Genomic DNA, 18,619 nt, shown 5'->3' with positions numbered 1-18,619 from the left:
AAATTCGCCGCTGGCAGGCCCAAAGCATTCACGGCGGATGAAGCGGGCGCAGGCCGCGAACCATTGGGCGCAATATTTAAGGCGGAATTGGCGTTCAAAGCCCCTGTTCCGGGTCCACTTCGCGGCGGAAGTGCACCGACCAATCGGCCGCACCGTTGCGAGCCATCAGCGCATTAATCTGCGGAATTTCGGCGGCGATGAATTCGGCGCGTTCATCCCAGCCATCATGCGAACGGTTGCGCAACAATCCGCCATCGCCGCGCGGCCCCCAGGTCTCCATGAATTGCTGCGCCGCGATGGGATCATAGCCTGCATTGGCGAGCAACCACGGCATCAACCGGTCGGCCTCGCGCTCTGTCCGGCGAATATTGCGGCGGCCGCGGCCATTGCGGTCGAGCCATTCTTTATGCCCCAGCAGATTATGCGCCAGTTCATGCGCGACAACGCCTGCAAACACTGGCTCTTCATAAGCAAAGGCGGGAAATTCGATCCCGATCACGACCCGGCCGCCATCCGCGACCGCGCGCGTGCCTTCACCCATCAGTTCGAAGCGCGTGGCGCAGACGTCTACCGGCTTGACCTGTGCGGTTTCGCCATTGGCAAAGCCAATGGTGATCTCCGCATGGTTTGCCAGCGCGCTGTCGATAAAGTCATGCGCGCGGGTCAGGCGCGGCCAGTAAAGCCGCTCCTCCGCTTCCCATGCATTGGGATCGGTTCGGTTGATGAGCGTCACTTCGCGGTTGGCGGGAAATGCGCCGGTCGCTGCGGCGGGAGAACCTAAGGCGGCGGTCTGCACCGCAAAATCGCCGTTCAGCGCAAGCGCGGCGCGGGCGACCTGCGGGGCGCCATAACTGGCCAGATCCTGCAATTGCAGTCCGATGGAGGGGATCACGCTGTCGCAGAACAGCGCGTTGCCGCGCACCATTTTCCACCCGACATCCTGCAATCTCTGGTCAAACGCCTGAAACCGCTCAATTGCGGCGCGTTCCTGCGCCAGATCGATCCGGTCCCAATCAATCTCTGCACCGCCAGACACCGGGATCACCGCCAGCGCCAGACCGAATGCGGCAATTCGTGCGGCACCAATCCCGCGCATCAATCGCCCGCGTTTTCCAGCGCTTCCTTGAGCCGGTCATACCCGACCGCTCCGGCAAAAGGCGTGCCTTCGGCAATGAACGCGGGGGTGCCGCTAAACCCGAGCGAGCGCGCAAAGGTGAGGTTGCGCACCAGTTCCACCGATACCGCTTCGCTGGCGGCATCATTGCGGGCGCGCTCCATATCGAGGCCAACGCCCTGCGCGGCCGCTTCAACCGTGGCGGGGGAAGCGGGGCCGACCGCGAACATTCTTTCGTGAAATTCCCGGTATTTGCCCTGCATCGCAGCGGCGAGCGCCATGCGCGCGGCCTCTTCGCTGCCTTCGAAGATGGGCCATTCGCGCATGATGACTTTCAATTCGGGATCTTCGGCAACCAGCCGAGTCACATCCTTGAGACTGGCTTCGCAATAGGGGCAATTGTAATCGGTAAATTCGATCATGACGCGCGAGCCCTGCGGGTTGCCGATCACCGCGCCGGGAAACGGTTCGTAAAGTTCTTCGCCCAGCGAAGCGAGCCTATCGCGCGCCTGCTCCGCTGCAAGCGCCTCTGCGACATCCTGAAGGATTGTCGGATTATCCATCAGATAGGCGCGCGTGCGATTGTCCGCGAGCCCGGCATAGGACCACGTGGCCGCGCCCAGAAAGCCAAAGGTAAGCGCTAGCAGCGCGGTGAGCAGCGTGTTGCGAAGTGCAGGTTCCATCGCCAGAGCTCTTAGCGGCTGTCGCGGATGCGTTCCAGTTCGGCGCGCGCCTGCAGGGCAATATCCTGTGCGCGGATCCAATCCGGCGTGCCGCGCGGCAGCCCCGCCTCTGCGGCCTGCGCGCTACGCAGCGCTTCGGGAAAGCGCTGGCTCATCACCTGCTGTTCCGCGCTGGCCAGCCGCGCGCGCGGAATATCGCCGCGCGCCGCATAGACCACGCCCAGTTGATACCAGGCAAAGGGGTTGAACCGATCCTTGGCCACAGCCGCGCGCAGCACCTGTTCGGCTTCGGGATAATTGCTTTCATCCTCTGTAGCGATCAGCGCATGACCGAATATTCCGGCGATCAGCGGCTGGTTCAGGGTCAGATTGGTTGCGCGGCGCAGCGGCACCAAAGCTTCCTCTGGGCGGCCCGATTCGAGCAGCACCTGTCCTTTAAGCTCCAGAAAATACGGATTGTCCGGCGCAGAGGCGAGCAGTGCGTCAGCCTCGGCCAGCGCTTTCTCGACTTGCGCATCTTTGTGATAGGCATAAGCGCGGGCATAGCGCGCGGGCACACTGGTATCGCTGAGCGGATATTGCTGAAACGTGCGCTGCGGTTCGGCCAGATAGCCATAGAGCTTTGCCTGAGCGGCCAGAAACCGGGTTTGCAAATCGGGGTCGTTGGGCGTGTCCCAGGCCGGATCCTCGGTCAGCAATCCGCGCAGAATTTGAATGCGGTCACCCGACAGCGGATGGGTGCGGCCATAGGCGGCCTCGTCAGCTTGGCTGAAACCGCGCCTAATCTCGAAATTGCGGAGCTTTTCGAAAAAGCTGATCATCCCGCGTCCGGAAATGCCCGCGCCTGAAAGATAGCGCGCGCCCGCCAGATCGGTTGAGGCTTCCTGATTGCGGTTGAACGCCAGAAAACTGCCGAGCGCGGCCTGTTGCCCCGCCATGATCGCGCCCAGCGCCGCGTCGCCTGCTCCGGCCAGCGCGGCCCCGACCCCGAGCAGCAGCGACAGGATCGTAATCCCCTGCGCCGCGCGCCCGCGTTCATTGAAGCGCACCACATGTCCGGCAGTGATATGGCCCAATTCATGCGCAAGCACGCCCTGCACCTCATTGGCACTATCGGCGGCGTTGATAAGGCCCGCGTGGACATAGATCACCTGGCCACCTGCAACAAAGGCGTTGATCGACGGATCGTTGATCAACACGATCTCGACATTTTCAGGCTCAAGCTCGGATGCCTCGATCAGCGGATAGGTCAGATCGCGCAGCAGCGCCTCAGTCTCCGCGTCGCGCAGGATCGATTGCGCCGCAGCGGGTTGGATGGCGAGCGCGCAAGCAGCGATCAGCGCCAGCGCATAAGCGAAAAGTTTGTGGGCGGGGCGCATTACGGGGATGCTAACGCGATTCGCCCTGAACGGGAACTGAAGTTTCGCGTGTTTCGATCACCGGCTCATTTCTCTTGGCCGAAGCAGCCCGCGCGAAGCGGGCGATCAGTTCGGCAACGTCGCGCCGCGTTCGCCACGGCGCGGCAAGCGCAATGAGCGGATCATTATGCTCCATTTCGGAGTAGAATGCTGCTGTGACCTGTGCGCCGCGACTTTCAAGCGCCTGCACGAGAAAGCGAGTGTTGCGCGGTTTGACCAGCGAGTCTTTTTCCCCGTGGATCAACAGCATCTGCGGCGCATCGGTGCGTATATGGCGGTTTGGCTGGGTAATCTCGGGATCAACCACATGACCAAAGGCGGCGAGGGTCGAATCGCTCGTCAAAGGGACAAAATCATAGGGACCGGACAGTCCCACCACGCCGTTGACGATGTCCGGCGATAGCCCTTCGCGGCCCAGCCATTGCTCCTCGAGAGCGACCATCACGGCAATATACGCTCCTGCGGAATGGCCCGCGATCATGATCCGTTGCGGGTCGCCGCCATAGGCCGCAATCTCGCCGTGGGTCCAAGCCAGTGCGCGCGCCGTGTCTTCGAGCATGGCGGGATAGGCCCCGGCTTCACCCAGCCGGTAGCCGACGAGCACCACGATGAAACCTTCGGGGACAAATGCGCGGGCGATAAATCCATAATCGATCGGATCGCCGCTGCGCCATGACCCGCCATGTGCGAACACGATGACGGGGAGCGGAGCGTCCGCCGGGTCGCGGCGATCCGGCCCCCAGACTATAAGCTTTTGTTGCTTGTGCGCTCCGAGTGCGATGGCCGCCTTGCGTTCGGTTCCGCGCGAGCCTGCGGTCAGTCTGTCCACCGCGCTCAGCACGGCCGGACCATTGCGCGAAATCGCGTATCGCAGCGCCAGACCCCCTGAGAGCGCGCTGACTGCCAAGCCGCCCAATCCCGCCAGTGCCCACATCATGATGCGCTTCCTTCTAATCGCGCGCGCCCTGGCTGGTGGTGCGCACCAGACGTTCCACCCCGCCCGCGCAATCCAACCCGGCACTTGCCAGAAAGCTTTCCGCAGCGCGGTAATCGCTTCCTGACCAGAAAGGAACGCCCGCTTTGCCGATCATCTCGCGGGCGTGAAGCGCTTCATCGCTTAACGGCTGACCCGTGACCGAGCGGATGAACACTGCCGCGATCCTGCCGGGAAAAGCAGCGGCGATACCAGCAAAAGCGATGAGGTCCTTCTGTGTATCATCGCCAATCAGCGCAAAACGCAGATGCGGGAAGGTGACGAGAATCCGCTCAATCGCCTCGCGCTTGTGCGATCCGTGCCCTTCTTTGCCCAAGGTGCGCCGGTTGAAGCCCCAATCACGCAGCAGCACCGGGCCAAGCGGCAGGCCGCGTTCGCGTTTGAAGGTGACGAGATAGGAAAACAGGTTCCACGGGCTCGAAGAGACGTAGAAGACAGGGCGCACCCGCGCTTCCGGGGTCAGCGCGTCAATCGCGGCACCCGGCTCGCGCGATCCCGCCGGATTGCCGCCAATTGCCGCGTAAAACGCGGACGCGCCAGGAACGAGAATGCGCTCGCTTGGCATTTGCGCCATCACCCTTTTCCAATTGCGCGCGATGGCACGCAGATTCCCGGTGATGCCGGTTTCCAATATCGTGTCGTCAATATCGGAGATGACGCCGTTCTGTGTTTGAGTGCCAGGCGTAAGGATATAGGCTGCGGCCTCCCCATCGCCGCCTTCGCGCGTGTGCCAGCGGACAATCGCGCGTTCCCAGCGGGTGCGATCAGGCTGCGGGCATTGCGGGCTCAATGCAAGGTCGAACCGGACGTAACCCTCTGGCCCGGTCTGTGATTTCTGACGCAAGACGCGGCCATCGGGTAGCCGATATTCCAGCTCAACCGGCAGGCCGGGCACTTCCTTTGATAGATACTGGCCCACCATCGTGGCAAAATCACGCCAGAAGCTGCGCTTTTCGAACACCGGTTCGCGCGACCGGATTGCGCGAGCATTCAGATACAGCCGCCCAGAGTTGCGAAAGCCGAAAAATGGCTGGACCCGAATGGGACCGCGCCGGGAGAGGGGACCGACAGGCATAGCGCATAGCGCCTAGCCGCCCTTGTGCGCGCCGCCAAGCCCAAGCCTATGAGGCTGGCCTGTCGCAGCACTTGCCGACGAATGCGGTTTAGCCGACGAGCCTCTTGCCCGCGCGTTCGATCAAGGCAAGATCATCGGCAATTTCGCCAATCAGAATGGCCCTGCCATTGCGGTCACGGCGCAGCATCACCAGCGAAAACTCCGGCCCATCGCCCGAAAGGGCTTCAAGGGTCAGTTCTTCGAGTTCGCGCAATTTGCGTGCAAGCTGGGCGCGGACATCGCCCTCGCTTTCGACTTCCTTGCCGCTTTCTTCGCGGCGCAGTCGGCGCTCTGCGCCCACAACACCCTTAAGCCCGCCGTCCGCCTCACCAAGGTATTGGGAGAGACTGCCGCGCGCGAGGCCGAGCCGGTGCGCATGCGCAAGCACGGCGGCGTATTCGGTCAGCCGGGTCTTGTCGTAATCGTGGCCAAACACCAGTTTGACGATCGGGGTCATCGGTGCGCGGTCCTGCACGGTGAGGCCGCTGTCATCGATCAATTCGGCATATTCTTCGGGCTCGTCCAAAGCGGCAATCGAGAAATCATAGGCGCGTCCGACCGCTGCATAAAGCGCATGGCGGCTGCGGTCTTCCGAAGCTCGCGCGGTTTGCGCCAGCTCGCGCGCTGAGGCGAGGCAATCGTAGAGTCCAGCGCCTTCAGGTAGATCAGCGACCGCCGCAAAGCTCTCAGATGCGGGTTCTTGCGAAGCGGATTGATCCTCTCCAACCGATTGAGCATCCTCGACCCGGTAATCATCGGGATCGAAATGCACTGCATCGAGATCGACCGCCTTTTTGGCCGGGGCTTCAATATAATCGGCCAGCGAGGCAAAGCTGTAAGACGTGCGGCCATCGTCCTCGTCTTCGATTTCCTCCCCGAATTCATCCACTTCGGGATCGTCGAGCGAATATTGTCCGAAATCGGGGACGGGCAGATCGTCAGATTCTTCATGCGCGGAATCGGTATCAAAACCGTCGCCGAAAGGTTCGCCAAACGATGCGACATTGTCAGTACCGGGAGGGGTTCCTGATTCGACCCGCGGGTCATCTTGCCCATCATCGCCCTGTGTTGAGGCTTCGTGTGCGGGCGAATCGGCCCATTCGATCAAGGGGTCGGCATGATGTTTTTGCGGCTGACCTAGATCGCCGTCGGGCGCATCTAGATCTGCGTCGAGCGCCTGATCGATCTCGAGCAAAAGTTCATCGGCAGTGGCGGCGTCGGCAACCTCTTTCCAGTTGATGACGCCGTAAATGAAATCGATCGTTTCAAGGTCGCTCGAAAAGGGCAGCAAGATGCCGCGATACAGGATTGATGCGCCGCGCTGGTTCACGAACTCCGCCTCAAAGCCGATCGGGGCCTGGTTGGCGAGGATCTGCATGTAATGGTCGGTAATGCGGCTGAGCAGCGAGCGCGGCGGAACGTCCGAAAGCCGGGCAATCGGCGCCCCCGTTTCGGTCGCCACTGTCCCGCATTCCAGCGCGAGCTTCTCGCCCAGATATTGCACACCCGGATTATCGATTCCGGTCGAAAAATCGAGCAGAACGCTGTTGGGTCCGAAATCGCTCAGATCGCGCGGCTCAAGGTCCTCAATCGAAGGAAAGGCTGCATCGCCAAGCAGACTTGCCCAATAATTATAGGCACGCACCTGCATCCGGCGTTCATCCTGGCCGATGGCTTCGGGCGGCAATTCGCGCGAAACGCCTTCGCGCGGGGCGTTATCATCGCGCGCGTCCCAATCCTGATTTTCATCGGATGCATGATCGGTATCGAATGTGCCGCGCAGAGTGTCCATGGCTTGGCTGGTGCCCCTTGAATAACGCCTGTTCCACGCGGTTTTGGCGCGACATGGTAAACATTGCGTTAAGTCGCGCCGCAAAGTTGGGGTGCATCTGGAGCAAAGCCAGGCCTGACATTACCGGGCACAGGAAAGCGGCGCGGTGGCCTTACAGGAAATAGCGCATCTGAATGGTGAGCCGCTGCGAGGCCGCGCCAATCGTCAGCACAGCATCATTCCAGTCAGGCGGTGCCATGCGCACCGGAGCGTCGCGCGAAAATCCGTACCCCTCGCGCGGAGCCATACCCAGCACCCGGTCCGCTTTGCCATTGTTGTTTTCATCATGCAGCAGCGCGATAGCATATTCGCCCGGCTCGACGTTATCGAACCGGATGGTCACGGTCCTGCCTGCGGGAACGACCGTACGGTGCGAATTCGGATCGCGTACGCAGCGCGGGAAAATGCTTTTCACCGTGGTCATGCAGGCGCGCACCACGCCTTCGCTGGAACGCAGATCGGTGACGGTGATGGTGACGCTGCCCGCCGCCGCCGGGGCGGCAAATCCGGCGGTTCCGGCAACGCAGGCAATAGCGGCCAGCCAGGTCAATCGTGTCATGGAGCGGCCGATTTGCCGTGCGCAGTCAGGCGCCGGGATAGCCCCCGATCGGTCCCGCAAAACCGGTCCCAGAAACGGAAATAGAGGCCGAAATTGCATCTGTATTCCTCATGATGGCGTTCGTGATGGCTGGCGCTTATCACCCAGTTACCCAATGGCGAATGAACAAACCGGCGCGGAAAAACTTCCCACCCCAGATGATTGACCACTCCCATGATGGTCGCGATAGCCAGCACCACCCCCAGCATCGCGATATGCACCGGAACCAGGAACACCAGCAGCGGAATGACAATCGCCCCGCTGATCGATTCGATCGGATGAAAACTCATCGCGGTCCATGCTGTCGGCGGGCGGCTCTGGTGATGCACGCCGTGCGCGAGCCGAAACAGCGCAGGGGAGGCATGCATGGCCCGGTGGCTCCAGTAAAACCAGCTATCCTGTGCGAACAGATAAATCAGCACCGACAGCGGCAGATACCACAGCGGATAGTCGCTCCACTGCGCATAGATCAGCGTGTAATCATGGTGCCGCCACAACCAGAACACCGCGCCCGCAGGCACGCCATAGATGAACGCAGCGATCAGCGAATAACGGATTTCCGAAGCGATCTGTGCACCCTGCCCGGAATAAAGGCCGGGCCTAAGCTGCTGTGTCAGCCAGGCAAATAGCCCGCTCGCCAGAAAATAGCGCAGCGCCACCATCACGCTCATCGCGGTGCCCGCAATCAGGAACGCGAGCGGGATCGGCGTATCGGCTGGAACCATCACCAATCTATGGCGCAAATGACCCCGCTTAAACAGCGCGATTTATTCCTCACCTCCCGCGCCCGAACCCGGCGCAGCGTCGCATTGCGGATCAAGTAGCAGAGTGTGGCGGCGCAATGCGATCCGCGCCAAGCGTTCAATCAGTGCCTTGCGCCGCAGTGCGGCAACCGGTTCGAGCGGGGCGTGGCGCAGGATCTCTCCGTCGTAGCCATCGGCGACAATGACCCCGCAGCGCTCCGGTAGAAACGCCCCTGTTTCAAGCGGCGCACGGTCGAGCGTCGGGGGCAATGCCCAAAAAAATCGATCGCAAAATTCGAGATAATCGGGCCACTTGCCATCGCCCAAAAGATCGCCGCGCGAAACCTTGATCTCGACAATCACGATTTGGCCCTTTGCGTCGATACCCATGAGATCGGCGCGGCGACCATTTGCCAGCGCCACTTCGCCAGCGCACCAGATCGCGTTGCGCGCAAACAATCGCATAACCCCGCGCGCCACATCAGCCGCAGTCACCGTAGGAGAAGCCATCGAAAAAGCGGCGCCTGAAGACGAATCAAGCAAAGGAACGGCGGAGTTGGTCATCCACCACGACTGGAACAGATCGCGAACAAGGTCAAGTGCAGTATAACCGATCCGGTTGGGGATCAGGCCGCTGCCGCAGGCTCTGCGTCATCCGGGATCAACGCCAGCACCGCTTCGCGCGCCAGAAAGAATTCGCGCCACAGCGCCAGCGCCGGGACGCTGGCATCCAGGCCGCGCGCCGCCATCCTATCCAACGCAGCAAGGCCGGGGCGCATCATGGCGTCCATATCCTCGATCCCCTGCTTCGCCATTGCGCGCTGCCATTCGCCCGCCTCGCCGAGCAATGCAGGGAACACGGCAAGCTCTTCGTCCAATGGTTCGGGTTTAAGCCCCGCAACGCTCGCCAGCTTTGCTGCGTTTGTGTGCAGATCGGCCCATCGCTGCATCAGCGCAGGCTCATGCTGGACCGGACGGGCCGCAACATCGCGCATTTTGCGCATCTGACTTGGAGGCAGCGCTGACATGGAACCTGCATAACGCCACGGCTCTTGCCGAATGGTTAAGGTGCCTTGCCGCGCTGTTGATGTCCGTTAAGCATGAAGCGATCCCATAGCGGATAATTCGGCTGGCTTCCGCAGTGCACTCTTGCTAAGCGCCGCGACCAACGCGAGGGTAAACTCCGCAACACGCACCCGTAGCTCAGCTGGATAGAGCGCTGCCCTCCGAAGGCAGAGGTCACAGGTTCGAATCCTGTCGGGTGCGCCATGTTTTTCGATCGCGGGCCTTACTGGGTTGTGTGGTGACAGTCTGACTGCTTTGTCGGCGGTGTTTGGCGGATTTGCTCAACTTAACATTCGTAAATTCTTGTAATTTTCTCGGCTTTGCCGCCACATCCTCTTGCCGTTGCGACGCTTCGGGCGTTTAGCATCGTCAAATTGGCCTGTGGAGCAGGTCGCTGCGGCGACAGGATCGAACAGCGGGGCGGATATGAGAATTGCGATTGCAGATGACGACCCGGAACTGCTCGAGCAGCTAGGCACCGCTCTGGACGCGACTGTCCATCAGTGTGAGCGGTTCCGGTCGGGCACCGAACTTGCGACATTCCTCAAACGCGAAACCTGCGATGTGGTGCTGGTCGACTGGAACATGCCTGGGCGGACGGGACTGGAACTGGTTAAATGGGCAACTTCCAGCCTGCAGTCCCCACCCGCATTCATCATATTGACGAGCCGTTCGGACAAGAGCGATATTGTCGCGGGGCTTGAGGCGGGAGCGGTCGATTATGTGGTCAAACCGGAAAGCGAGGAAGTTATCCTCGCTCGGATCGAGGCGGCGCATCGGCGGCTAAATGCAGGCGGTCCTCAAAGGTTTGGCAGTTTTGGCGCATATAAAGTGGACCGGGTCACCAAGCAGATCACACGCGACGGCGAAGTGTTGAGCCTAACGAACAAGGAAGCCGAACTGGCCATTCTGTTCTTCGACAACCTCAATCGGCCTTTGTCGCGAGCCTATATCTTTGGCGAGGTCTGGGGCAGCGTGCCGGAGGTTGAAAGCCGCACGCTCGACCTGCATGTTTCGAGAATACGTGCCAAGCTTGAGCTGCGACCCCAGCACGGCTTTGCCATTCAGACGGTATTTGGATTTGGATACCGGATGGACCGCTCACTCGATGGCAGGGCAGAAGCGGGCGAGGCCCAATGACGCAATTGCGGAAATTGCGGACTCGCCGCTCCCTTGCTGCATGGGGCATGCTGAGCGGCTTTGGTCTAATATTGTGCGCCTGTTCGGTTTCCTCCCCGCTAGCGGTTCGTTCCATCGCCAGCGATGGTTTGGCACCGGAAGCGCAGATTGCGATCACGCTACCCGATGATGGGAGCGCTCCGCTTACCCATCAATTTGCAAAGGCGCTGATCGCGGCACTTGAAACCAGTGGTATGGAAATATCGCCAGACGGACGATTGATCGCTGATTACGCCGTTTCCGTTAGTCCTGCTCAAATTGGCTTGCGCGAAGCGGGCGGGACAACAGAGGTGCCAACCAATCAGCCTGAATGGATCGCAGAACCTCGGCCCAGAAAGAGGTTTGATGAATGCGATGCGCAGCAACTGCGCGGAACGTTATTGCTGATCGACCGATCAACTGGGCAAACCCTTTATCGCGGCCAGGGTGCTGCCACCGAATGCGAATTCGGGGAGGACAAGATTCGCGAGTTAGCAGTAAAACTGGTCGCCGATCTCGCTGCGCGCCGGTAACCAGCCGTGACAGCGCCGATCACGACCTCAGATTGATTGTGAAGCGTGTTCCTGCGCCTTTGCGCGAAGCAACTTCGATCATGCCGCCATGCGCATCGACAACCTTTTTCACTAATGCCAGCCCCAGTCCTGCGCTGGGCCCGGCATCGCTTGAATGCGCGCCGAACCGGGCAAAGGGATCTTTGATGCGGACTTCGGGAAGTCCCGCGCCCTGATCCGCAACGCTGATTTGCAAGTCACCGCGATTAGAAGCGCCCAAGCTGACATCGACGACTGTGTTCTCGGGCGAATATTTGACTGCATTGCCGATCAGATTGTCCAGCATTCGGGCAATTAACGAGGCATCGACATCAGCAAAGCGAGGTTCGGCAGGCAGGTGCTGCTCTATCCGGATGCGCTTTGCCGCCGCCAGGACGTACGCGCGGTCGCAGGCCTCCTCGATCAAGGCTCCGATATCGCTGTCTTCGAAATGCAGCTGCGAAACCTCCAATCGCGCCAGTTGCACAAAATCATCTGCCAATTTCAAAGTCCGTTCGGCCTGCGTCCTGATCCGTTCCATCGTGTCATGGCTTTCCCGCATCCCAGCAGATCTTCGAGCAAGGCCGATAATGGCAACCTGCGGGGTGCGCATATCGTGCGAAAGGAATTCGAGCATCTGCCCGCGTTCCTGATCGAGCCGCCGAAGTTCGGAGATCTCGCGCAGCGCAAGAATGTTTTGGGCTGAAGCACCCCTTGCCAGACCGCGCTCAGACGGTTGAGGCGAGCCTGCGTCAAGATGCGAACGGGCGATCAGGAACGTTCGCCCATCGTCGGTTGTCAATTCGCTGCCCTCATTGTGGACCGAGGCGCGGGCGAACAGGAACAATTCCGCCAGCGTTTGTTCGCCCTGGCTTTGCCAGCTGGGAAACAATTGCTCAGCCCTTTCATTGAGCATCTGCACTCTGCCCTGATCGTCCAGCACGATCATTGCATCAGGAGCGGCCTCAATCACCTGCCGGATATGGGCAAGCGAATCCTCCACCGCGTGAATCAGTCCGCTGATCCGTTGAACCTGTCGGGCCAGATATTCCATGCCGCGATGGCCCTCTGGCGCCGCTGAACTGCCCATCATGCGCAGCGCCTCAGAATCAAGATAGCGGCTGACATGGCCAAGCCTCCGCCAACTCCATAGCGGATAGGCAAGCACAATCATGATGATTGCCGGGGCAGCAGGCAGCCAGATACGGGCCCACACCAGCAAAGCAGCGCTAATCGCCAACAGCATGACGATCAGGACAAGCGCGGCATACAGGCCGTACCGCGGGGCCAGATACCAGAATGATGCGAACAAGGCGATGAGAGCCACTGTCGCTAGTGTATTTTGCCAAAGCGCGTCCAATGGATCGATCGCGGAATTGGTCATCAGCGCACTCAACAAATTGGCCTGCGTTTCAACCCCGGTCATCAACGTGACATCCCCCGCGGCGACCGAATATCTATCGCCAAGTCCTTGGGCGGTGGCTCCGATCAACACGGTCTTGCCGGCAAAAAATTCAGGTAAAACCGCGCCTGATATCACGTCGCTGGCGGAATGTTTGGCGATGGACCCTTCCGAATGAAACGGGATAAGCGCGGACTTGCGTTCCGTTCGGCCCTCCGCACTGTCGCCCATTTGGGCCAAAGCCTTTAGCGCAAGGTGCTCGAACTCCCCCTTGTCGGTGGCGAAAACGAGATCGAAGCGCCGCAGGATTCCATCGCCATCGGGCTCTGCCACAACGTGGCCGGTGCCAGCTGCTGCTGCAACGAATTGCGGCAGAGGATAAAGCGGATCAATCCCCGCGACCGAATTGGTGCGGGCCGTGAATGTATGCGGCAACAGCACGTTGCCGGCTTTTTGCATAGCGCTTTCAAGCGCGGCGTCATCTTTGCGGGAGCCGGGTTCGAGGAACAGAACATCGAGCACGACGACCCGCGCCTCTGCCGCATCGAGCCGGTCCAGCAATTGTGCGTGATGACGGCGCGGCCAAGGCCAGGCTCCGATTTCCGCAAGGCTGCGGTCGTCAATCACGATCAGTGCAATATCGTTTGGCATCGGTGCGCGCGCGAGTGGCGCAAGTTTGTCGAGCAGCTGGTTGTCGATCCGCTGGGTTATTCCGCTCGATTGCAAAGCCACCGCGCCAAGGATCGAAAGCGCGAACAGACCGGCCCATTCGGAAAGCAATCGCCTCATCTTCATCGCTGGATCGCCATCATCCGGCGCGCATCATTCCGCAACAATCAAGGATTGCGGTGCGGCCCAGACCTTCAGGAAACCCTGATCCAAACCGGCTTCGACCGCCGCCACCCGCCACACATATTTTCCCGGAGGCAAATCAGTCAACGTCACTTTTGTCATCGTGAGACCCATTTCGTCCACCAGCAATCTCTGGGGATCGTCCTCTGACCACAATTGAAAGGCGAATGTCGCATGCTCGCCGCCTTCGGGGACCCAGGCAAAATTGAAGCCGTTGTAATCTGGTGCCTCGACTGCGGTGCCGCTTACCCCCAACCGCTTACGAATGAACGAATAACTTTGCGATTTGCCTTCCAGTCCACTGGCCGCGATTGGCTGGGCACGCACAAAAAACCGGCCGTTTGCAATGCCGGGGAGCACCACACTTTCATCGCTTTCAACCTGCTCGGAAATGACATCAATGAACCCTGCATCGCGCGCAAGTTGAACCCGATATCCGACCGCTCCGCCAACCGGTTCGAGCGCAAATTCAAGGTCTGCCCCGGTCTGGACCGCACCGGGATTGAGGACCGCAGGGGCGGGCAGCAATTCTTCGGGCTCGCTGACTCCGGATGGGGTGCTCGAAACGCCGAAGCCGGCTGGGGCGGCCCGTTCCTGACCTGCGGCCGCAACGCGGACCTCACCTTCGGTCACTTCGGTTAGGCTGAATTCGCCCACTTGCGCATCATAGGCGACGCGAAACTCGGTCCCGCGGACCGCTGTGACCGCCAAAGGTGTTCGCATCCTGAGCCGGTCCTGCCCTTCCAGTGTGGGGGAAATGGCATTGGCTCGTCCGCGCGAAACCGCAAAGTCTACGTCCAGCGTGTTGCCCAGAACATAGCGCCGCGCCTTGATCAGCCGTGCGCTGGTGTTGGAAGGCAGCGAGATGCGCCCGCCAAACTGGCTGCTGAAACTGATAAACCCGTTGGGTCCGGTTTCGATGGTCTGTCCCTCGCGCAGCGCTGTGCCTACGGTTGGGGCATTTCCGGCGATCCGCACCGGCCCTGAAAAAGCGGCAACACGCAATTCTGCCGGGTTATGGCGAAGCAATTGGCGCGGAATAATCAATGTCCGGTCGATGTTCAGCCGGCGCGGGTTGCGCACCTTATTAATACGCTGAATTTGCCGGGCGGCCTGGGTGGTCACGAGATACCGCCCGGCAATGCCATAAAGCGTATCGCCGGGAGCGACGACATAGGTAACATTGTCTGCCTCGTTTGCAGACGCAGACGCTGGCGCAATAGCGCCAACCGCACAAAGACAGGCGAGGGGCAGGGCTCTGGCTTCTTTGAACATCTCTTGTGGATCCTCGATTGCCAAGGATGATCGCATAGCTGCTTCAGTGCAACCAGCTTTGGCGCCCAGTGGTTACAAGTATTTACGCGGTGTCAAGGCGTTGCGTCACACCGCGCGAGGGGCTTTGGCCAGGCTCTTGCGGTCAGCAAATTCAAACTTGCCCGGCACATTCCCGGCGGCCACCTCGGTTGCGGCCGGCGCAGCCCCTGCCCCGGCACTTGCGTTCATCAGCGCGGCGCAGGCGCGGGCGAACATCGCGCCATAGGGTTGAAACAGCGCCGATACTGGCGGTACAGCGCGGTCGAGCGAGGAATTGTCAGTAAGTGATAGAATCGACAATTCGCGCGGCACAGCGATTTTCAATTCGCCTGCCACCTGCAGAAACGCGAGCGCGACCTCGGGAGTTTCGGCAATGATCGCGGTAGGGCGGATAGTCGGCATGAGCCACCCGCGAGCCAGTTTTAAGGCTGCGACGTAATCCTGCGCGCCCTTTGCGACGAAGTGCCGGTGCGCCCGGCTGCCCGCCCGTGCCAGCGCATTGCGATACCCCTCGAGTCGGCGCAGCGACCGTTCGGGCTCGGTTACACCAGCGACAAATCCGACCTGTCGGTGGCCGAGATCAACCAATCGCTGCGCCGCGGCCTCGCCAAAGATTGTCTCGTCAAGACCGGGGACTTTACGACCTTTTTCAAGACGTTCGCCAAGACAGGCGCTGGCCACTCCCCGTTTTTCAAGCGCGCTGAAAACTGCGATACTTTCATCGAGCGGCGGCATGACAATCACGCCGTCAGGCTGGACTGAACCCAGCACCGCGGCCAATCGGCGCGCCAGTTCTGGATTGCTCCCCGCACCCGCTGTGCCTGTCTCCAATTGTTCGAACAGCAGGTGATACCCCTGTTTCGAACAGGTCTCGATCCCGGCAAGCAGCATTTCGCCAAGCGGCAGATGGCCGCCCGCCGCGCGCGCCGCTCCGCGTTCGATCAGCGCCAGCAGGGTGTAGCTGCGGGCACCACCCATCCGGCGCGCAGCAAGGTTGGGGACATAACCCAATGCGTCGATCGCGGCCTCGACCCGCTCGCGCGCGTCGGCGCTCACATTGGTTTTCTGATTGATGACGCGCGAAACGGTCTGGCGCGACACCCCGGCTGCGTTTGCGACATCTACGATCGTTGTGCTGCTGCGGGCCAACGCAAGCCTCTCCTTTGCGCTCGGTCTAGCGCACTATAGCAACCCCTCGTCGGAGCATCCTGAGGCATTCGCGTTGCGCTTTCAAGAAAGCTGACGGAGCTACGCGTCTGTAGGATCGTTCACATTGATCGGTGCGCAGGAAAAGCGCAAGCAGAGGGGTGATTACTCAAACCCGTTGGCGATGAATTCAAGCGCACATCCTGCGAGCATCGCGACACCGCGCGGCAACGCGGCTTCATCGACATGCATGCGCGGCGAATGTATGGCACAGCATTGGCTCCAATTGTCACCTTCTGGAGCCACGCCGAGGAAAAACATTGCGCCGGGCACCTTTTCGAGAAGGTAGGAGAAATCCTCTGCACCCATGATCGGTGCGGGAAGGTCGTGCCATCCGTCACCTCCGCTAAGCGCCCGCGCCACTTTCGCACCAAGCTGCACCGCGCGTTCATCACATATGGTGACGGGAAAACCCTGAACGATCTCACAATCAGCCTCAACGCCGTGCGCGCGAGCGGTGTCTGTGGCGGTTTGTGCCAGCGCCGTATGCACCTTTGTCCGGTTTTCCGGCGACAAGGTCCGGATGGTGCCTTGCAAGATGGCGTCGTCTGGGATGACGTTGAACGCCGTGCCTGCCTGCAGCCGGGTCACGGTCACCACCACCGCGTTGGCGGCATTGAACCGGCGGGTTACCATCGCCTGCACCGCGCTGACAATTGCGGCAGCCGCCGGCACCGGATCGGCGCAATCATGCGGCATTGATGCGTGCCCGCCTTTTCCCTTGACCGTGATAGTGAACTGGTCTGCCGCGGCCATCAAGGCGCCCGCGCGCCCGGCCAGCACGCCAAATTTGGCGTTGGGCATGATATGCAGGGCAAAGGCGGCGTCGGGCAGCGGGTCGATCAGCCCGTCATCGAGCATGAAGCGCGCGCCGTGATGGCCTTCTTCGCCGGGCTGAAACATGAAATCGACCGTTCCGGCCAGCGTCTCGCGCCTCTCGGCCAAGACCCGAGCGGCTCCAGCCAGCATCGCCGTATGCGTGTCATGCCCGCAGGCATGCATGCGGCCTGGGATGGTCGAGGCGAATTCCAGCCCGGTTTTCTCATCCATCGGCAGCGCGTCCATATCTCCGCGCAGGAGCACGCGCGGGCTATTCTCTCCCGCTTTCGCGCCGGTAAGGGTTGCCACCGCGCCTGTGGTCGAAGGCCCGGTCCGCCATGCGAGAGGCAGGTCGACCAAAGCATCGCGCACCTTGGTCATGGTCAACGGGCAATGCAGGCCCAATTCGGGTTCTGCATGGATCGCGCGGCGCAGCGCGATGGTTTCGGGTGCCAGCGCGCGCGCGGCTTCGATCAGTGTGTCGGTCAGCATAGTCGTAGACTAGCGCGAAAAAGAGCCAGAACCAGCGGGAATGTTGAATTTACCGTTCATCCGTCTGCGTCTGCGTCTTGTCGCAAATTCCAACATCTTGGCCCGCCATGCCCTTGTGAAAATCGCGCTTAGAACGATGTAACCACCTTGCGACACTGGGCGAATATTACAGCGCCAAGTCAAGATGGCAGTAGCATTGTGGCTGTCTGACAATTAAAGGTCCATTATGGCAACGCCGATCTACGAATTTGCTCAGCTTCCGCATGTGACCCCGCGTGCTAGAGTGCGTGCGTCCGCGCGGCGCGATCGCGCGCCCGGCGAGACACCGAATGTCGGTGTGATCTACAATCCGCGCAGCCATGGCAATCAGGGCGCAGACTTCGATTGCGGAATTTGCCCTCAAGTTCATATCGCAAAGCCCGGCGACCGTTCACAACTGCCTGAAGCTCTTGCCGAATTCGCGGCGCGCGGGATTGATCTTCTGGTCATCAATGGCGGCGATGGAACCGTGCGCGATGTGCTAACCTGCGGTGCGGGCATCTTTGGTGAGGACTGGCCCGCCATCGCGGTGTTGCCCAAGGGCAAAACCAATGCCTTGACCGTCGATCTGGGGGTTCCAGCGGATTGGTCGATGCAAAACGCCCTTGATGCCTTTGAGCGCGGGGGCCGCATTCACCGCCGTCCTATCGATGTCTCGCCAATCGGTGAACACAAGGGCAATCGGATCCTTGGCTTTATTCTCGGAGCGGGTGCCTTCACCACTGCGACAAGGGCTGGGCAAAGCGCCCACCGGCTGGGCGCATTCAATTCGATGGCGGTTGCGGTGACGACGCTTTGGGGCGTTCTGCAGTGCCTGTTTGCGTCGCGCCAAAACCCTTGGCGGCGGGGTGCGCGCATGGCGATCCATCTGGGAACCCAGCTATCGCCCATGGCGCATAGCGAGCACGGCGATCCGCAGTGGCGGCAATTGCTGTTTTCTTCCACGCTGGAGACACTGCCGGCGGGCATCAAGCCGTTTGGCAGGCTGCGCAGCGGGCTGAAACTGGTCGCGCTTGACCAGATCACTCGCCGAACGACGCTTTTGATCCCCACAATATTGCGCGGCAGGGCGCCCACTGGACTGCGCGAACGCGGCATTCACCAGATCACCACGCCGCAGTTCACGCTCGAAATCGAAGACCAGTTCATCTTTGATGGAGAGGCGTTTCCCGCGGGCAAATATCGCGTCGCGCAGGGGCCAGAGCTTGAATTCGTAACGCCTTGAA

Annotated in this window: 17 protein-coding genes and 1 tRNA gene; 4 read left to right on the top strand and 14 right to left on the bottom strand. The window is 60.7% G+C overall.

What is annotated here, in order from left to right:
• Positions 1-94 precede the first annotated feature (94 nt).
• The 10 genes from ACM64M_RS00690 to ACM64M_RS00645 all read right to left on the bottom strand — a co-directional run bounded on the left by ACM64M_RS00690 (position 95) and on the right by ACM64M_RS00645 (position 9,499).
• On the bottom strand, positions 95-1,096 hold the full coding sequence (locus ACM64M_RS00690) for a hypothetical protein (protein ID WP_416226718.1): 1,002 nt from the start codon (positions 1,094-1,096) through the stop codon (positions 95-97).
• Positions 1,096-1,797, bottom strand: a complete 702-nt coding sequence (locus ACM64M_RS00685; protein ID WP_416226717.1) for a DsbA family protein — start codon at positions 1,795-1,797, stop codon at positions 1,096-1,098. The genes ACM64M_RS00690 and ACM64M_RS00685 overlap by 1 nt, the downstream gene beginning before the upstream one ends.
• An 11-nt stretch (positions 1,798-1,808) precedes the next feature.
• Positions 1,809-3,176: a M48 family metalloprotease gene (locus ACM64M_RS00680; protein ID WP_416226716.1), complete on the bottom strand. Its 1,368-nt coding sequence runs from the start codon at positions 3,174-3,176 to the stop codon at positions 1,809-1,811.
• A gap of 10 nt (positions 3,177-3,186) precedes the next feature.
• Positions 3,187-4,152, bottom strand: coding sequence for an alpha/beta hydrolase (locus ACM64M_RS00675; RefSeq protein WP_416226715.1), 966 nt, complete (start codon positions 4,150-4,152; stop codon positions 3,187-3,189).
• A 13-nt stretch (positions 4,153-4,165) separates the two neighbouring features.
• The gene (locus tag ACM64M_RS00670) at positions 4,166-5,284 is read right to left on the bottom strand and encodes a phosphatase domain-containing protein (protein WP_416226714.1); all 1,119 of its coding nucleotides are present in this window, start codon (positions 5,282-5,284) and stop codon (positions 4,166-4,168) included.
• 88 nt (positions 5,285-5,372) lie between these two features.
• Positions 5,373-7,115 (bottom strand): hypothetical protein, encoded by a 1,743-nt coding sequence (locus ACM64M_RS00665; protein ID WP_416226713.1) that lies wholly within the window; start codon positions 7,113-7,115, stop codon positions 5,373-5,375.
• A 151-nt stretch (positions 7,116-7,266) separates the two neighbouring features.
• Positions 7,267-7,713 (bottom strand): DUF2141 domain-containing protein, encoded by a 447-nt coding sequence (locus tag ACM64M_RS00660; protein WP_416226712.1) that lies wholly within the window; start codon positions 7,711-7,713, stop codon positions 7,267-7,269.
• The gene (locus ACM64M_RS00655) at positions 7,710-8,477 is read right to left on the bottom strand and encodes a sterol desaturase family protein (RefSeq protein WP_416227330.1); all 768 of its coding nucleotides are present in this window, start codon (positions 8,475-8,477) and stop codon (positions 7,710-7,712) included. Before ACM64M_RS00655 ends, ACM64M_RS00660 begins: the two co-directional genes overlap by 4 nt.
• A 42-nt stretch (positions 8,478-8,519) precedes the next feature.
• Positions 8,520-9,005, bottom strand: a complete 486-nt coding sequence (locus tag ACM64M_RS00650; RefSeq protein ID WP_416226711.1) for an MmcB family DNA repair protein — start codon at positions 9,003-9,005, stop codon at positions 8,520-8,522.
• Between the two features lie 116 nt (positions 9,006-9,121).
• Positions 9,122-9,499, bottom strand: a complete 378-nt coding sequence (locus ACM64M_RS00645; RefSeq protein WP_416226710.1) for a hypothetical protein — start codon at positions 9,497-9,499, stop codon at positions 9,122-9,124.
• Positions 9,500-9,687: 188 nt separating this feature from the next.
• On the opposite strand from ACM64M_RS00645, the gene ACM64M_RS00640 reads away from it, so the two are divergent.
• The 3 genes from ACM64M_RS00640 (at position 9,688) to ACM64M_RS00630 (ending at position 11,251) form a co-directional block, all read left to right on the top strand.
• Positions 9,688-9,764, top strand: a tRNA-Arg gene (locus ACM64M_RS00640).
• A 177-nt stretch (positions 9,765-9,941) separates the two neighbouring features.
• Positions 9,942-10,700 carry a response regulator transcription factor gene (locus ACM64M_RS00635; protein ID WP_416226709.1) on the top strand — a complete coding sequence of 253 codons (759 nt, stop codon included), beginning with the start codon at positions 9,942-9,944 and terminating at the stop codon, positions 10,698-10,700.
• Positions 10,701-10,747: 47 nt separating this feature from the next.
• Positions 10,748-11,251 (top strand): hypothetical protein, encoded by a 504-nt coding sequence (locus ACM64M_RS00630; protein WP_416226708.1) that lies wholly within the window; start codon positions 10,748-10,750, stop codon positions 11,249-11,251.
• A gap of 19 nt (positions 11,252-11,270) precedes the next feature.
• Here the strand turns inward: ACM64M_RS00630 and ACM64M_RS00625 are convergent, their stop codons facing one another.
• The 4 genes from ACM64M_RS00625 to ACM64M_RS00610 form a co-directional block, all read right to left on the bottom strand.
• Positions 11,271-13,466: a CHASE2 domain-containing protein gene (locus ACM64M_RS00625; RefSeq protein WP_416226707.1), complete on the bottom strand. Its 2,196-nt coding sequence runs from the start codon at positions 13,464-13,466 to the stop codon at positions 11,271-11,273.
• A gap of 27 nt (positions 13,467-13,493) precedes the next feature.
• On the bottom strand, positions 13,494-14,798 hold the full coding sequence (locus ACM64M_RS00620; RefSeq protein WP_416226706.1) for a FecR family protein: 1,305 nt from the start codon (positions 14,796-14,798) through the stop codon (positions 13,494-13,496).
• A gap of 105 nt (positions 14,799-14,903) precedes the next feature.
• Positions 14,904-15,986 carry a LacI family DNA-binding transcriptional regulator gene (locus ACM64M_RS00615; RefSeq protein WP_416226705.1) on the bottom strand — a complete coding sequence of 361 codons (1,083 nt, stop codon included), beginning with the start codon at positions 15,984-15,986 and terminating at the stop codon, positions 14,904-14,906.
• Positions 15,987-16,148: 162 nt separating this feature from the next.
• The gene (locus tag ACM64M_RS00610; RefSeq protein WP_416226704.1) at positions 16,149-17,354 is read right to left on the bottom strand and encodes a M20 metallopeptidase family protein; all 1,206 of its coding nucleotides are present in this window, start codon (positions 17,352-17,354) and stop codon (positions 16,149-16,151) included.
• Between the two features lie 226 nt (positions 17,355-17,580).
• Between ACM64M_RS00610 and ACM64M_RS00605 the strand changes: the two genes are divergently transcribed.
• Entirely contained in the window at positions 17,581-18,618 is a 1,038-nt protein-coding gene (locus ACM64M_RS00605; protein ID WP_416226703.1) for a diacylglycerol/lipid kinase family protein, read from the top strand.
• Position 18,619: the final 1 nt, after the last annotated feature.

This window comes from Qipengyuania sp. ASV99 (genome assembly GCF_047872805.1).
Classification (GTDB): Bacteria; Pseudomonadota; Alphaproteobacteria; order Sphingomonadales; family Sphingomonadaceae; genus Erythrobacter.
This window is presented reverse-complemented; position numbering and strand designations above follow the sequence as displayed.

Bases quoted from the DNA above. Each gene is read 5' to 3' on its own strand.
- ACM64M_RS00690 (WP_416226718.1), bottom strand. From the start codon at position 1,096: ATGCGCGGGATTGGTGCCGCACGAATTGCCGCATTCGGTCTGGCGCTG.
- ACM64M_RS00685 (WP_416226717.1), bottom strand. From the start codon at position 1,797: ATGGAACCTGCACTTCGCAACACGCTGCTCACCGCGCTGCTAGCGCTT.
- ACM64M_RS00680 (WP_416226716.1), bottom strand. From the start codon at position 3,176: ATGCGCCCCGCCCACAAACTTTTCGCTTATGCGCTGGCGCTGATCGCT.
- ACM64M_RS00675 (WP_416226715.1), bottom strand. From the start codon at position 4,152: ATGATGTGGGCACTGGCGGGATTGGGCGGCTTGGCAGTCAGCGCGCTC.
- ACM64M_RS00670 (WP_416226714.1), bottom strand. From the start codon at position 5,284: ATGCCTGTCGGTCCCCTCTCCCGGCGCGGTCCCATTCGGGTCCAGCCA.
- ACM64M_RS00665 (WP_416226713.1), bottom strand. From the start codon at position 7,115: ATGGACACTCTGCGCGGCACATTCGATACCGATCATGCATCCGATGAA.
- ACM64M_RS00660 (WP_416226712.1), bottom strand. From the start codon at position 7,713: ATGACACGATTGACCTGGCTGGCCGCTATTGCCTGCGTTGCCGGAACC.
- ACM64M_RS00655 (WP_416227330.1), bottom strand. From the start codon at position 8,477: ATGGTTCCAGCCGATACGCCGATCCCGCTCGCGTTCCTGATTGCGGGC.
- ACM64M_RS00650 (WP_416226711.1), bottom strand. From the start codon at position 9,005: ATGGCTTCTCCTACGGTGACTGCGGCTGATGTGGCGCGCGGGGTTATG.
- ACM64M_RS00645 (WP_416226710.1), bottom strand. From the start codon at position 9,499: ATGCGCAAAATGCGCGATGTTGCGGCCCGTCCGGTCCAGCATGAGCCT.
- ACM64M_RS00630 (WP_416226708.1), top strand. From the start codon at position 10,748: ATGCTGAGCGGCTTTGGTCTAATATTGTGCGCCTGTTCGGTTTCCTCC.
- ACM64M_RS00625 (WP_416226707.1), bottom strand. From the start codon at position 13,466: ATGAAGATGAGGCGATTGCTTTCCGAATGGGCCGGTCTGTTCGCGCTT.
- ACM64M_RS00620 (WP_416226706.1), bottom strand. From the start codon at position 14,798: ATGTTCAAAGAAGCCAGAGCCCTGCCCCTCGCCTGTCTTTGTGCGGTT.
- ACM64M_RS00610 (WP_416226704.1), bottom strand. From the start codon at position 17,354: ATGCTGACCGACACACTGATCGAAGCCGCGCGCGCGCTGGCACCCGAA.
- ACM64M_RS00605 (WP_416226703.1), top strand. From the start codon at position 17,581: ATGGCAACGCCGATCTACGAATTTGCTCAGCTTCCGCATGTGACCCCG.